The organism is Actinoplanes octamycinicus, assembly GCF_014205225.1.
Taxonomy (GTDB): Bacteria; Actinomycetota; Actinomycetes; order Mycobacteriales; family Micromonosporaceae; genus Actinoplanes; species Actinoplanes octamycinicus.
In genome coordinates, this window is the sequence record NZ_JACHNB010000001.1 from 9,482,319 (window position 1) to 9,495,800 (window position 13,482).

The 13,482-nt window shown below is 73.4% G+C and carries 14 protein-coding genes; 7 read left to right on the top strand and 7 right to left on the bottom strand.

Annotated elements, in window-relative coordinates:
* Positions 1 to 13: 13 nt before the first annotated feature.
* Positions 14 to 907 carry a DMT family transporter gene (locus BJY16_RS42945; protein WP_185045440.1) on the bottom strand — a complete coding sequence of 298 codons (894 nt, stop codon included), beginning with the start codon at positions 905 to 907 and terminating at the stop codon, positions 14 to 16.
* Positions 908 to 959: 52 nt separating this feature from the next.
* Here BJY16_RS42945 and BJY16_RS42950 point away from each other — a divergent pair, with 52 nt between their 5' ends.
* A complete protein-coding gene (locus BJY16_RS42950; RefSeq protein ID WP_376698059.1) occupies positions 960 to 1,538 on the top strand; it encodes a GNAT family N-acetyltransferase in 579 nt (192 codons plus the stop codon).
* An 18-nt stretch (positions 1,539 to 1,556) separates the two neighbouring features.
* Here the strand turns inward: BJY16_RS42950 and BJY16_RS42955 are convergent, their stop codons facing one another.
* Positions 1,557 to 2,879: a serine hydrolase domain-containing protein gene (locus tag BJY16_RS42955; RefSeq protein WP_185045442.1), complete on the bottom strand. Its 1,323-nt coding sequence runs from the start codon at positions 2,877 to 2,879 to the stop codon at positions 1,557 to 1,559.
* A gap of 74 nt (positions 2,880 to 2,953) precedes the next feature.
* On the opposite strand from BJY16_RS42955, the gene BJY16_RS42960 reads away from it, so the two are divergent.
* Both BJY16_RS42960 and BJY16_RS42965 read left to right on the top strand, forming a co-directional pair.
* The gene (locus tag BJY16_RS42960) at positions 2,954 to 3,607 is read left to right on the top strand and encodes a TetR/AcrR family transcriptional regulator (RefSeq protein ID WP_185045443.1); all 654 of its coding nucleotides are present in this window, start codon (positions 2,954 to 2,956) and stop codon (positions 3,605 to 3,607) included.
* A 51-nt stretch (positions 3,608 to 3,658) separates the two neighbouring features.
* Positions 3,659 to 4,834 carry a glycoside hydrolase family 130 protein gene (locus BJY16_RS42965; RefSeq protein WP_203759299.1) on the top strand — a complete coding sequence of 392 codons (1,176 nt, stop codon included), beginning with the start codon at positions 3,659 to 3,661 and terminating at the stop codon, positions 4,832 to 4,834.
* Between the two features lie 51 nt (positions 4,835 to 4,885).
* Here BJY16_RS42965 and BJY16_RS42970 read toward each other — a convergent pair whose 3' ends face one another.
* The 4 genes from BJY16_RS42970 to BJY16_RS42985 form a co-directional block, all read right to left on the bottom strand.
* On the bottom strand, positions 4,886 to 6,457 hold the full coding sequence (locus BJY16_RS42970) for a GMC oxidoreductase (protein ID WP_185045444.1): 1,572 nt from the start codon (positions 6,455 to 6,457) through the stop codon (positions 4,886 to 4,888).
* 1 nt (position 6,458) lies between these two features.
* Positions 6,459 to 8,060: a 3-oxosteroid 1-dehydrogenase gene (gene kstD, locus BJY16_RS42975; protein WP_239177949.1), complete on the bottom strand. Its 1,602-nt coding sequence runs from the start codon at positions 8,058 to 8,060 to the stop codon at positions 6,459 to 6,461.
* 141 nt (positions 8,061 to 8,201) lie between these two features.
* The gene (locus BJY16_RS42980) at positions 8,202 to 9,224 is read right to left on the bottom strand and encodes an LLM class F420-dependent oxidoreductase (protein ID WP_185045446.1); all 1,023 of its coding nucleotides are present in this window, start codon (positions 9,222 to 9,224) and stop codon (positions 8,202 to 8,204) included.
* Position 9,225: 1 nt separating this feature from the next.
* Positions 9,226 to 10,314 (bottom strand): Zn-dependent alcohol dehydrogenase, encoded by a 1,089-nt coding sequence (locus BJY16_RS42985; protein WP_185045447.1) that lies wholly within the window; start codon positions 10,312 to 10,314, stop codon positions 9,226 to 9,228.
* A gap of 94 nt (positions 10,315 to 10,408) precedes the next feature.
* Here BJY16_RS42985 and BJY16_RS42990 point away from each other — a divergent pair, with 94 nt between their 5' ends.
* Genes BJY16_RS42990 through BJY16_RS43005 form a run of 4 tightly spaced genes read left to right on the top strand, consistent with a single transcriptional unit; the run spans position 10,409 to position 13,200 of the window.
* A complete protein-coding gene (locus BJY16_RS42990) occupies positions 10,409 to 11,014 on the top strand; it encodes a TetR/AcrR family transcriptional regulator (protein ID WP_185045448.1) in 606 nt (201 codons plus the stop codon).
* A 38-nt stretch (positions 11,015 to 11,052) separates the two neighbouring features.
* On the top strand, positions 11,053 to 11,805 hold the full coding sequence (locus tag BJY16_RS42995; protein WP_185045449.1) for a glucose 1-dehydrogenase: 753 nt from the start codon (positions 11,053 to 11,055) through the stop codon (positions 11,803 to 11,805).
* A 1-nt stretch (position 11,806) separates the two neighbouring features.
* Complete coding sequence (locus tag BJY16_RS43000) at positions 11,807 to 12,724, top strand: SDR family NAD(P)-dependent oxidoreductase (protein ID WP_185045450.1); 918 nt, start codon at positions 11,807 to 11,809, stop codon at positions 12,722 to 12,724.
* Complete coding sequence (locus BJY16_RS43005) at positions 12,721 to 13,200, top strand: pyridoxamine 5'-phosphate oxidase family protein (protein ID WP_185045451.1); 480 nt, start codon at positions 12,721 to 12,723, stop codon at positions 13,198 to 13,200. Before BJY16_RS43000 ends, BJY16_RS43005 begins: the two co-directional genes overlap by 4 nt.
* Before the next feature lie 9 nt (positions 13,201 to 13,209).
* Here BJY16_RS43005 and BJY16_RS43010 read toward each other — a convergent pair whose 3' ends face one another.
* A complete protein-coding gene (locus BJY16_RS43010) occupies positions 13,210 to 13,437 on the bottom strand; it encodes a hypothetical protein (protein ID WP_185045452.1) in 228 nt (75 codons plus the stop codon).
* Between the last annotated feature and the right edge of the window lie 45 nt (positions 13,438 to 13,482).

Sequence of the window (13,482 nt, forward strand, 5' to 3'; positions counted from 1 at the left end):
ATCGACCGACGCCTCAGCGTCGCCGGGCCAGCGCCACCCCGCCGAGCGCGATCGCCCCGCCGGCCAGCGCCAGCACCTGGGGAGTTTCGGACAGGATCGGCCAGGCCAGCAGGATGGTCAGCGGCGGCACCAGGTAGGTCGTCACGCCTAGCCGGCCGGCGGTCATCCGGGACAGCGCGTAGGCCCAGGTGCCGAACGCGAGCGCGGTCGGCACCAGCCCCAGATAGAGCACCCCGAGGATCGACCCGGTGCTCGCCGAGCGCACGTCGTGCACCAGGCCACCGGCGAACGGCAGTGTCGTGATCATGCCGACCACGCAGGCCATCTGGGTGACCTGCAGGGCCGGCAGCCGGCGCAGCGCCGGTTTCTGCAGCGTCACGCCGATCGCCCAGGCCGCCGCGGAGAGCAGGCAGAGCGCCACCCCGACCGGGTCGGCCGCGCTCTCCCCGCGCCCGGCCAGCCCGATCAGCAGCACCCCGCAGAACGCCACCCCCGCACCGAGCAGCAGGCTGCGCGGGAAGCCCTCGCCGAGGAACGCGCCCGCCAGCAACGCGATCAGAATCGGTCCGACGTTGACCAGCATCGCCGAGGTGCCGGCGTCCAGGCGTTGCTCGGCGGCGTTCAGCGCCACGTTGTAGACGCCGAACCAGACCACCCCGCAGCCGACCACCAGCGCCCACTCCCGGGCGGTCGGCCGGACCCAGGTCCGGGTGGCGGCCAGGGCGATGGTCAGCGCGACCGCGCCGGCGGCCAGCCGGCCGAGGGCGAGCGGGCCGGCGGCGAAGTGGGCGTGCACGGCGCGGATCGCGACGAACGCGGACGCCCAGGCGGTGACGGTGACCACGACCGCGGCCACGACCGGCAGGGCCGGGCGGACGCGGTCGTCGGGGACAGCGGAGACGGACATGAGGGTCACCGTAGAGGGGCGACTGTTCGGCCGCCGCCGCACCACCGTGGCGATGCCCGGAAACCGGACCACTTCCTGGGATCATGCGGCGATGACTGTTGTGCGCACGATCGCCAGCGCGGACCTGACCGCGGGCGACCGCACCCGGGTCCGGGACCTGCTGGACGAGGCCTTCGACGGCGATTTCGACGACCACGACTGGGAGCACGCGCTCGGCGGCCAGCACATCCTGATCACCGTGGACGCCACGGTGATCGCGCACGGCTCGGTGGTGCAGCGGCGGATCCTGCACCAGGGCAGGTCGTACCGGTGCGGTTATGTCGAGGCGGTCGCCGTGCACCCGGCGCACCAGCGGCGCGGGTTCGCCTCGGCGCTGATGGCCGAGGCCGAGCGGATCATCGACCACGGGTACGCGCTGGGCGCCCTGTCCGCCTCGGGCGCCGGGCTCACCCTCTATCTGGGCCGGGGCTGGCGGCGCTGGCCGGGCGGGACCGCGGTGCTGGCGCCGGCCGGGGTGATGCGCACCGAGGAGGACGACGACAGCACCCTGGTCCGCCCGGTGGCCGGTGGCGCCGAGCTGAACGAGGCGGCCCTGCTGATCTGCGACTGGCGCGACGGCGACGTCTGGTGATCCGGCCGGGCGCCGGGCTCAGCGCACCCGGCGGAACAGCCGGCCGGCCAGGTCCGCGCCGATCACCGTGCCGTCGGCGTCCCGGGTGAGGTACCCGCGCTGCCCGGCCAGCCCGCCCTCGGTGATCACGTACTCGTCGTCGGGGAGCAGGCCGAGCGCCGCCGCGGCGTAGTCCGGGGGCATGTCCGCCTCGGACGCCGCCCGCATCGCCGGTTTGATCCCCACGGCCAGGGTGAGCCCGGCGCCGTCGGTGGCGATCTCCAGGTCCATCGCGTCCAGCTCGTAGCGCCCGGCGATCTCCCGGGCGCGCTCGTCGTCGTACGCAAGTGGTTGGATCTCCTGCTCGCGCACGCCGAGCCAGTCGGCGAGAGCCCAGCCGATCACCTCCTGGTTCGCCGGATAGCCGGCCGGGCCGGCGTTGGCCAGGCTGACCACCGCGAAGTCGCGGCTGGGCACGATCAGCAGCTCGGCGAACTGGCCGTTGCCGGAGCCGCCGTGCCCGACGGCGCGGACGCCGCCGACGTCGCGCAGGAACCAGGCGATGCCGAACGCGTCGCCGAGGCTGCTGGCGCGCAGCGGCACGGTCGGCTCGGTCATCGCGTGCAGGTCGGCCGAGTCGAGGTGGTGCCGGGCCCAGCGCAGCAGGTCGCTGACGCTGGACGCGATACCGCCGCCGGGGTGGTTGCCGCGCGCCCCGGCCGGCCACGACGACCAGGGTGTGGCCGGACGCAGGCGGCCGTCGCCGTCCGGGTTGTGCCCGACCGCGAACCGGTGCCGGACGACCTCGTCGAGACCGAAGACGGTCCGCTCCAGGCCCGCCGGGCGCAGGGCGAGATCGGCGACCACCTTTTCGTACGGAAGTCCGGTCACCCGCTCGATCACCAGCCCGGCCAGGTTGTAGCCGGCCTGACTGTAGGACGCGCGCTCCCCCGGCCGGCCGATGATCGGCAGCCGCGCCAGCTCGCCGGCGAACCCCTCCAGGGTGGCCTGCTCGCCGTCGATCAGGTTCCACTCCAGGCCCGCGGTGTGGTTGAGCAGCTGGTGCACGGTGATCTCGGCGGTGCTGGCCGGGTCGGCGAGCCGCAGCTCCGGCACGAAGTCGCGGACCGGCGCGGCCAGGTCGAGCCGGCCGGCCGCGGCGAGCCGGACCAGCGCGGTCGCGGTGAACGTCTTGGTGACCGAGGCCAGGTGGAACAGGGTGTGCTCGTCGACCGGCTGCGGGTTGTCCAGATTGGTGACGCCGTGCGCCGCGTGGACGATCCGGTCGCCGCTCAGGACGCCGGCGGCCATCCCCGGGACGTCGTGCCGACGGGCGATCTCGGTGAGCTTCTGCTGGAGCATGGAGTCCTCCGCTTCGACTTGAACTAAGTTCAAGTTAGCCCCGCCTTGAACAAAGTTCAAGTACGATTCCGCGCATGCCCCGCACCACCCTGACGCCCGACCAGATCGTCCGGGCCGCCATCGACCTGCTCGACGAGCAGGGCCTGGACGGCCTCAACATGCGCAGCCTGGGCCAGCGCCTCGACTCGGCGGCCACCGCCATCTACTGGCACATCAAGACCAAGGACGACCTGGTCCGGCTGGCCGCCGACGCGGTGTGGACCGAGATCCCGCTGCCCGGGATGCCGATCGCGGACTGGCGGCCGGCCGCGGAGCTGCTGGCCACCGGCATGCACGAGATGTGCGGCCGGCATCCGTGGCTGGGCCAGGCGATCGGCAGCCACCTGGTCTACGGCCCCGGCAAGACCCGGTTCGACGACCGCACCCTCGCCGTCTACGAGGCGGCCGGTTTCGCCCCCGCCGACGCCGACCGCGCCGCCGCGACCGTCTTCGTCTTCGTGCTGGGCAGCGCGCTGGGCCCGGCCGCCCAGGTCTCGCTGACCCGCCGGCTCTCCCCGGAAGCGCTCACCGAGGCGGTCGCCCAGGCCCGGATCATCGGCGCCGATTTCCGGTACGTGCGGTCCCGCCTCGACACCACCGCCGGCACCGGATATGCCGCCGCCCCGGACGAGACCTTCGCCTTCGGCCTGCGGTCCATCCTCGACGGCTTCGCCGGCCGGCTGCGTTGATCGACCCGACGCCACCCGTGAATATCCCCGCAATTGGGGTATACCGCCGCCATGGACAGCGAATCACAGGCTGCGGGACCGGCCTATCGGCTGCGTCGTACCGCGACGATCATGTCGCCGGATCAGGATGATCCGCTGGAGTTCTGGGGCGCCTTCAACCCCACCGTGGGCCGCACCCCGGACGGCCGCTGGCATCTGCTGACCCGGGTCACCGCCGAGGGCAACGTCTCCCGGCTCCGGCTCGCCGAGCTCACCCTGGACGGCTCGACCCCGGTCGGGGTGCGGCGGCGCGACGTCGCCCTCGCGCCCGACGAGGCCTGGGAACGCGGCGGCGGCCGCGGCGGGGTGGAGGACCCGCGGGCCACCTGGGTCGAGCAGCTCGGCGTCCACGTGCTCACCTACACCGCGCAGGGGCCCTACGGCGCCCGGCCGGCGATCGCGGTCTCCGAGGACTTCGTGCACTGGACCCGGCTCGGCCCGCTGCACTTCGCCTACGACCCGGAGCTGGCCCACGACCTCAACATGTTCCCGAACAAGGACGTGGTGATGTTCCCGGAGCCGGTCCGCGCGCCGGACGGCCGGACCGCCTTCGGCTTCCTGCACCGGCCGATGTGGGACCCGGCGCTCGGCCTGCCCACCGGCGTGGACGATCCGCGGCACGGCATCTGGGCGTCGTTCGTGCCGGTCGACCGGGTCACCAAGGATCTGCGCGCGCTGGTGTACTTCGATCAGCATCGGCCGGTCGCGCTGCCCAAGTACCCGTTCGAGAACCTCAAGATCGGGGCCGGTCCACCGCCGGTCCGGGTCCCGCAGGGCTGGCTGCTCGTCCATCATGGGGTCAGCGAGCACCAGACCGGGGATCCGATGCCGCGGCTCGACTACGCCGCGGGCGGCATGATCCTGGACGCCGACGACATCACCCGGGTGCTGCACCGCACCGCCCACCCGCTGCTCGCCCCGGAGACCACCGAGGAACAGGCCGGGATCGACCGGCACATCGTCTTCCCCACCGGCCTGGCGCGGATCGACGGCGTGCACCACCTGTTCTACGGCGTCTCCGACCGGCACGTCGGCGTGGCGGAGCTGCTCGACAACCACGCCGGCGCGCCGGTCGAGTCCCCGTGGCGCCCGGCGCACGAGCAACCGGAGAGCACGCCGGCGGCCGACCCGCAGCGGGACGACCCGGCCAGGGCGCCGGTGCCGGTCGCCGCGTCGGCCGGGCGATAGCGCCTGGTCCGGAGCCCGGCCGGGCTGCGGCCGGACTCCGGAGCAGGCGCTCTAGGCCAGATCGGTGGCGATGATCCGCTCGATGTTGCGCTCGGCCAGGGCGGTGATCGTGACGAACGGGTTGACCCCGGTGCTGCCCGGGATCAGCGAGCCGTCGATCACGTACAGCCCGGGGTGCCCGGGCAGCCGGCCGTAGTCGTCGGTGGCCCGGCCGAGCACGCAGCCGCCGAGCGGGTGGTAGGTGAGGTCGTCGCCCCACACCTTGTTCACCCCGAACAGGTCGCTGCGATAGACGGTGACCTGGGCCTTGTTGATCGTGTCGAAGACCCGCTTGGCCGCTGCCACGGCCGGCTGGTTCTGCGCGGTCCGCCAGGTCAGCCCGACTGTGCCGGTCGCGGAGTCGTACGCGAACTGGGCTCTGTTGGGGTTCTTGGTGATGGCCAGGTAGAGACTGATCCACAGCTCGGTGCCGGCCGGGAACGGCGCGATCTCGGCGAAGACCGGGCCGGCCGGGTCGGCCCAGTTGTCGATGCCGACGGCCGGCATGCCGGACTGCAGGGCGCCGGTGGTGTTCCACAGGTGCTGGGCACGGGCCACCATGACGTTGCCGTTGTTGCCCCAGCCCTGCCCGACCGCGGCCGGCAGGTCCGGCAGCCGGCCCTGCGCGCGCATCGCGACCAGCAACTTGCTGGTGCCGACGCTGCCCGCCGCGAAGAACACCCGGTCGGCCCGGACGGTCTTGGTGGCGACCGTGCCGCCCGTGGTGGCCAGCTGGTTCATCGTCACCGCCCAGCCGCCGGCCGGCGCCGGGGCGACCGCGGTGACCACGTGCTGCGCGGTGATCGTCAGGCGCCCGGTGGCGGCCGCCGCGGCCAGGTAGGTCTTGTCCAGCGACCGCTTGCCGTGGTTGTTGCCGTAGATCACCTCGCTGGCCAGCGCCGACCGGGGCACCGTGCCGGCCTGCTCCTGCCGCATGTAGCCGAAGTCGTACACGTTGGGCAGGAAGGTGGTGGCGTAGCCGGACGCCCGGGCCTGGTCGCGGCTGACCCGGGCGTACCGGTAGCAGTCGGCGGTCTCGAACCAGGCCGGGTCGACGGCGTTGACGCCGAGGGCGGCGGTGGCGCGCGGGAAGTAGGTGGCGTACATCGCGGCGGCGTCGACCGACGGCAGGATCTCGGCGAGGTAGTCCCGCCGGGGCACCACCGCCATGCCGCCGTTGACCAGCGAGCCGCCGCCGACGCCACGGCCCTGGTAGACCCGGATCCCGGCGAACCTCTCGGAGTCGAGCACCCCGGTGTACCGCTCGATCGACCTGTTGGCGTCGATCCCGAGGAAGTAGCCGACCGGCTGGTCGGTGCGGGTCCGCAGCCAGTACGACCGACGGTCGGGATCGAGCATGTCGCAGAAGATCTTGCCGTCCGGTCCGGCGGTGTTCCAGGCCATGCCCATCTCGACCACGGCGGTGGCGATGCCGGCCCGGGTCAGCCGCAGCGCGGCCACCGAACCGCCGTAACCGCTGCCGATCACCAGGGCGGGCACGTGGTCGCCGTCGTCCAGGGGCAGCAGGGCGGCGGCCGGGACGCCGAACAGGGCGGCGCGCAGCAGGGTGCGACGACTGGTCATCTCACACCCCGGCGAGGTCGTCGGCGGCCAGGTACCCGAAGGTCATGGCCGGTCCGATGGTCGAGCCGGCGCCCGCGTAGCTGTGGCCCATCACCGCGGCGCTGGAGTTGCCGGCCGCGTACAGGCCGGGGATGACCGAGCCGTCGGCGCGCACCACCCGGGCGCGCGGATCGGTGCGCAAGCCGCCCTTGGTGCCGAGGTCGCCCGGCACGATCTTGCAGGCGTGGAACGGTGGCAGCCAGAGCGGCGCGAGGCAGGAGTTCGGGACCACCGCCGGGTCGGTGTAGTAGTGGTCGTAGGCGCTGTCGCCGCGGTGGAAGTCGGCGTCCGTCCCGGTCCGGGCGAACCCGTTGAACCGGGCCACGGTGGCGATCAGCGCCGCGGCCGGCACCCCGATCCGGCGCGCCAGCCCGCCGAGGGTGAAGTCCCTGACCACCGCCCCGGAGGAGTACCACGAGTCGGGGAACGGCAGGCCCGGCGCGACGTCGCGGAACAGGTACCGGTTGCGGTAGTTCTGGTCGAAGATCAGCCAGGACGGGATGTCCGGGGTGACGCCGTTCCGGTCGTACATGACGTGCACGACGTCGCTGTACGGCGCGGCCTCGTTGACGAACCGTTTCCCGGCGCTGTTCACCAGGATGCTGCCCGGCAGCGTCCGCTCGGCCAGGCAGAAGTACGGCTCGCCGGGCAGCGGGATGGCCGGCCCCCACCAGGCGTCGTCGAGGAAGTCGGTGGCCGCGCCGGCGCTGAGCCCGGCCCGGATCCCGTCGCCGGTGTTCTCCCGGGCGCCCACCGTCCAGTCGACGCCGATCGGCTGCCGCTGGTAGGCCAGGCGCATCGCCAGGTTGTGCTCGAAGCCGCCGGCCGCGACCAGCACGCCGCGGGTCGCGGTGACGCCGGTGGGGACGCCGTCGCGGGCGACCACCACCCCGGTGACCCGCCCGCCGGCGTCGATCCGCAGGTCGGTGAGCGGGGTGTTCAGCCAGACCGGCACCCCGGCCGCGGCCAGCCCGGCCCGCAGCGCGCCGGCCAGGGCCTGCCCCATGGTCAGCGGGATCCGCCCGGCCAGCACGGCGGCGGTGTAGCGGGCCACGCACTCGGCCGCGACCGCGGTCCCCTTGGCGTTGACCAGCGCCAGGTTGAGCCACTTGTAGTCGGCGCTGAACACGGTCACGCCGTCCGGGGTGGGCAGGTAGGGCGGGTTGAGGTGGGCCAGTTCGGCGCCGAGCAGCCTGCCGTCGAACAGGTCCGGCTCGATCGAGCGGCCGCGCGCGATGCCGCCGGGCAGCTCCGGGTAGTAGTCCGAGTAGCCGTCCATGTGGCGGAAGCGCAGCGGGCTGTTCGCCATGACGAAGGAGATCATCGCCGGGCCGGCGGCCAGGAACGCCCGCTGCTTGGCGGTCGGCACGTCACCGCCGACGACCGCGGCCAGGTAGGCGGCCGCCAGGGCCGGGGTGTCCGGCACCCCGGCGGCCAGGATGACCTGGTTGTTCGGGATCCAGATGCCGGCGCCGGAGCGGGCCGCCGAGCCGCCGAAGGTGGGCGCCTTCTCCACCACCAGGACACTCAGGCCGTGCTTCGCGGCGCGCAGGGCCGCGGTCATCCCGGCGGCCCCGCAGCCGACGACCACGACGTCGTAGGCGGGCTCGGCGGCCCGCGCCGGACCACCGAGCGCGGCCGATCCGGCGACCAGGCCGGCGGCCAGCAGTTGACGCCGATTGAGGTGACCGGACATCGGAACTCCTCACCCGAGAACACGTTTCAGTTGGGCGACATCCGCGACCCGGTCGGCCCGGGTCGCCGCGAGCGGCGAGACCAGCAGCGTCGTCACCCCGGCGGTGGCCAGCGCGGCCACCCGATCCCGCAGTTCGTCCAGCGGCGCGACCAGGGCGGTCGCCTGCAGAAGCTTTTCCGGTACGACCGCCGCCGCCTCGGCCCGCCGCCCGCTCAGGAACAGCTCCTGGATCGCCTCGGCCTCCCGGTCGTAGCCGTAGCGGCGGACCAGGTCGTTGGAGAAGTTCCGGCCGCGGGCGCCCATCCCGCCGATGTAGAGGGCGAGCTGCGCGCGGTGCCGGGCCAGCAGCTCCGCGGTCGGCTCGGCCACCGCGAACGGCATCGGCACCATGATGTCCAGTGGCCCGAGCGCCGGATCGCGGCGGGCGCGCCCCTCGGCCAGTGCCGGGCCGAACACCTCCGGCAGCGCCGCCGGGTCGAGGAAGAGCGCCTGCCAGCCGTCGGCGATCTCGGCGGCCAGGGCGACGTTGCGCGGTCCCATCGCGGCCAGCAGGATCGGGATCCGGTCGCGGACCGGCCGGTTGATCAGCTTCAGCGGCCGGCCGGCCAGCGGGATGCGGTAGTGCTCCCCCGCGTGCACCAGCGTCTCCCGGCGCCACACCGTCCGGCAGATCTGCACGATCTCCCGGGTGCGGGCCAGCGGCGCGTCGTAGGCGACCCCGTGGAAGCCCTCGACGACCTGCGGGCCGGAGGCGCCCAGGCCGAGCGAGAACCGCCCGCCGGAGACATAGTCCAGGCCGGCCGCGGTCATCGCGGTCAGCGTCGGCGTGCGGGTGTAGAGCTGCATCACCCCGGACGCCAGCCGCATCGTGCGGGTCCGGGCGGCCAGGTAGCCGAGCTGGCTGACCGCGTCGAAGCTGTACGCCTCCGGCACCACCACCAGGTCGGCGCCGGCCGCCTCGAACTCGGCGACCTCGTCCACCGCCTGCGCGAAGCCCTCCCCGCTGTAGCCGAGCTGGATGCCCAGCCGCATCTCAGGCGTCCAGGTCCGGGACGATCACCTGCCGGATCACGTCGCCGCGGCCGAGCGCGCCGAGCGCCTCGTCGACCTGCTCCAGGCGCAGCCGGTGCGAGATCATGCCGGTCAGGTCCAGCCGGCCGGCCCGCCACAGCGCGATCAGCTTCGGGAAGTCCCGCGGCGGGTGAGCCGAGCCGTACAGCGAGGGGATGATCCGCTTGCCCTCGAAGAGCAACTCGAACGGATTGAACTCGACCTGGTGCTCGGCCCGGCCGGCGCCGACCACGACCACCGTGCCGCCGCGGCGGGCCGCGGTCCAGGCGGTCCGCAGGGTCTTCGGCAGGGCGACCACGTCGAACGCGTAGTCGAAGCCCTCACCGCCGGTGACCTCGGTGACCAGCTCGCTGAGCCGGTCCGGGGTGACCGCGTGGGTGGCGCCGAAGCGGCGGGCCACGTCGAGCTTGGCCGGGACGGTGTCGACGGCGGCGATGAGCGCGGCGCCGGCCACCCGGGCGCCCTGGATCGCCGAGATGCCGACCCCGCCACAGCCGATGATCACCACGCGGTCGCCGGGCCGGACCCGGGCGGTGTTCACCACGGCACCCACCCCGGTCATCACCCCGCAGCCGACCAGCGCGGCCACCTCGTAGGGCACGTCGGCGTCGATCGGCACCGCGCCGATCCGCGGCACCACCATCTCCTCGGCGAACGCGCCGCACCCGGCCATCCCGAAGATCGGCAGGTCACCGGCGAGGAAGCGGGGCATCGCGTAGCCGGTCAGCACGTGGGTCATGCAGAGGAACGGCTCGCCGCGCCGGCACTCGGCGCAGTCGCCACAGGACGGCAGCCAGTTGACGATCACCCGGTCGCCGGCGGCGAGGTCGTCCACCCCGTCGCCGACCTCGAGGACGTCGCCGGCCGCCTCGTGGCCGAGCACCGCGGGCATCGGCTGGGGCAGGCCGCCGTCGCGGGCGGACTGGTCGGAGTGGCAGACGCCGGCCGCGCGGACGCGGATCCGGATCTCGCCCGGGCCCGGCCCGAGCACGGTCACATCGTCGCGGATGTCGAGTTTCTCGCCCAGATCGTGGAGTACCGCGGCCCGCACCTCGCCACCTCCTCAGAAAATAGAACGCGTTCTAGGTTAGGGGTGGTCCGGCACCCGAGCAAGCGTTTGGCCGGGACTCGGCGATAATCAGCAGGTGACGACCACCAAGAAGGCAGCGCCGCCGTCGGAGCGCCGGGCCCACCTGGTCCGGCTGGCCGCCGACCTGTTCGCCGAGAAGGGCTTCCGGGCCACCACGGTCCGGCAGATCGCGGACGCGGCCGGCATCCTCTCCGGCAGCCTCTACCACCACTTCGACTCCAAGGAGTCGATCGGCGACGAGATCCTGCGCGGCTTCCTCGACGACGTGCTCGGCGGCTACCGGGAGGCGGTGGCCGGGGTGGACGATCCGCGCGCCGCGATCGAGCGGATGGTGCGGTTCAGCACGGCGGCGCTGAGCCGGCACCGGGCCGCGCTGACCATGCTGCAGAACGACTGGGCCTACTTCAGCGACCAGAAACGCTTCGCCTATCTGCGCACCGCGATGAAGGAGATCGAGCAGACCTGGCTCGACCAGCTGGAGCGGGGCAAGCAGGCCGGGCAGTTCCGCGCCGACCTGGACGCCCGGCTGGTCTACCGGCTGCTGCGCGACATCCTCTGGATCCCGACCTCGTGGAAGCAGGCCCAGGGCCGGTCGTGGACCACCGACGAGATCGTCGACGGCCTGCTGCGGCTGCTCTTCGACGGCATCATCGCCCGCTGACGGTGCTACATTCCCAAGCAAGCGCTTGGGAGGTAGCCATGGGCCGGTTGGACGGCAAGGTCGCTCTCATCACCGGCGGCGCCCGCGGCATGGGCAAGTCGCACGCCCGGCACTTCGCCGCCGAGGGCGCCCGGGTGGTGGTCGGCGACGTGCTGGACGCGAAGGGCGCGGCGGTCGCCGGCGAGGTCGGCGGGGTCTACGTGCACCAGGACGTCACCAGCGAGGCGGACTGGACGGCGGCGGTCGGGGCGACGCTCGACGCGTACGGGAAGATCGATGTCCTGATCAACAACGCCGGGATCCTGCGGCACGGGCGGATCGCCGAGATGGACCCGGCCGAGTTCCGCCGGGTGCTCGACGTGAACCTGGTGGGATGCTGGCTCGGCGTGCACTTCGTGGCGCCGGCGATGATCGCGGCCGGCGGCGGCTCGATCGTGAACGTGTCGTCGATCGAGGGCTTCGCCGGCGCGGCCGGGCTGTCCGCCTACAGCGCCAGCAAGTTCGGCATCCGCGGGATCACCCGCTCGGCGGCGCAGGAGCTGGGGCCGTCCGGGATCCGGGTCAACTCGGTGCACCCGGGCGGGGTGATGACCTCGATGGCGATCGCGGCGGCCGGGCAGCTGACCGACGTCGACCCGGGCGCTTTCCTCAAGGCGCTGCCGATCGCCCGGTTCGCCGAGCCGATCGAGATCTCCCGGCTGGTCGCCTTCCTCGCCTCGGACGAGTCGTCCTACACCACCGGCGCCGAGTTCCTCGCCGACGGCGGGCTGCTCGCCGGGCCGGGATACTGAGATGGGCACGCTCGACGGCCGGATCGCCGTGGTCACCGGCGCCGGGCAGGGGCTCGGCGCGGCCGAGGCCCGCGCGCTGGCTGCCGAAGGCGCCCGGGTCGTGCTCAACGATCTGCCCGGCCCGGGGCTCGACGAGGTGGCCGCGCAGATCCCGGGGGCCGCGGTCCGTCCCGGTGACATCGCCGAGTGGTCCACCGGGGAGGCGCTGCTGGCCGCCTTCGGCGGCGTCGACATCCTGGTGAACAACGCCGGGGTGCTGCGCGACCGGATGATCTTCTCGATGTCCGAGTCCGAATGGGACACCGTGATCCGGGTGCACCTGCGCGGGCACTTCGTCACCACGCGGCTGGCCACGGCGTACTGGCGGGAACGGAGCAAGGCGACCGGCGGGCCGGTCCACGCCCGGATCGTCAACACCGCCTCCGAGGCGTTCCTGCTCGGCTCCGCCGGGCAGCCCAACTATGCCGCCGCGAAGGCCGGGATCGTCGGGCTCACCCTGGCCACGGCCCGTGGCTGCGGGCGGTACGGGGTGCGGGCCAACGCGATCTGCCCGCGCGCCCGGACCGCGATGACCGGCGACCTGATGGGCCCGCCCCCGGACGGTCCCGACCCGCTCGACCCGGCCCGGGTCGCCCCGCTCGTCACCTACCTGGCCGGGCCGGCCGGGGAGCGGATCACCGGCGAGGTGTTCGTGGCGCACGGGGACGTGGTGGCGGTGCTCGGGCCGCCCACGGTGCGCGCGGCCTTCCACGCCGCGGGTGGTCGGTGGACGCTCGACGAGCTGGACGCCACGCTCGGCAAGGTGTTCACCGCCGACCCGCCCCGGCCGGGCTTCGTCTGCGAGGAGACGCTGCCCCTGGCCGCCGCCACCCCCGGCTTCGCACAGCGGCCGGATCCCCCGGGGCGGCCGAGTCGATGAAGCAGCGCGACACCGTGTCGATGCCCGCTTCGGAGGTGGCTTCGCTGCTGGCGGCCGGCCGCAAGCTGCAGCTCGCGACGATCAACCCGGACGGCACCCCGCACCTGGTCAGCATGTTCTACGCGATGGTGGACGAGCGGATCGCCTTCTGGACCTACCGCGCGTCGCAGAAGGCCCGCAACCTGGCCCGCGATCCGCGGGTGACCTGCCTGGTCGAGGACGGCGACGACTACTTCGAGCTGCGCGGCGTGCAGGTGACCGGCGTGGTGACGGTGATCGACGACCTGGCCGGGGTGACGTCGGTCGGCCGCCTGATCGCGGCGAGCATGCCCGGCCCGGCGGTCGGCGGCCTGCCGCCCGACCAGGTCGCCGCCGCCCTGGACGGTTACGTCGCCCACGCCGCGACCAAACGGGTCGCCTACCTGGTCGAGCCGCGCCGGGTGATCAGCTGGGACCACCGCCGCCTGATCGCCTGACCGGGCGGTTCACCGGTGACGAGATCGTTTGACGGCGATCGCGATGAGGGTCAGTCCGGCGAGCGCGGGTACGCCGATCAGGGCGGCGCTGTCTTTCAGCAGCTCGACCTTGGGGCCGAGGTGATCCTCCTCGAGAACGAGCGTGTAGAGGAGGAAGACGCCACAGGCGAGGAGGGCCAGACCGGCCAGCGCGAGGACGGGTGAGGTCCTGCGGGCCGGGCTCGAGGTGTCCGCCATGCGGCACACCGTACCAGCGGCCGGCATCTCGGCGACCTCCCCATA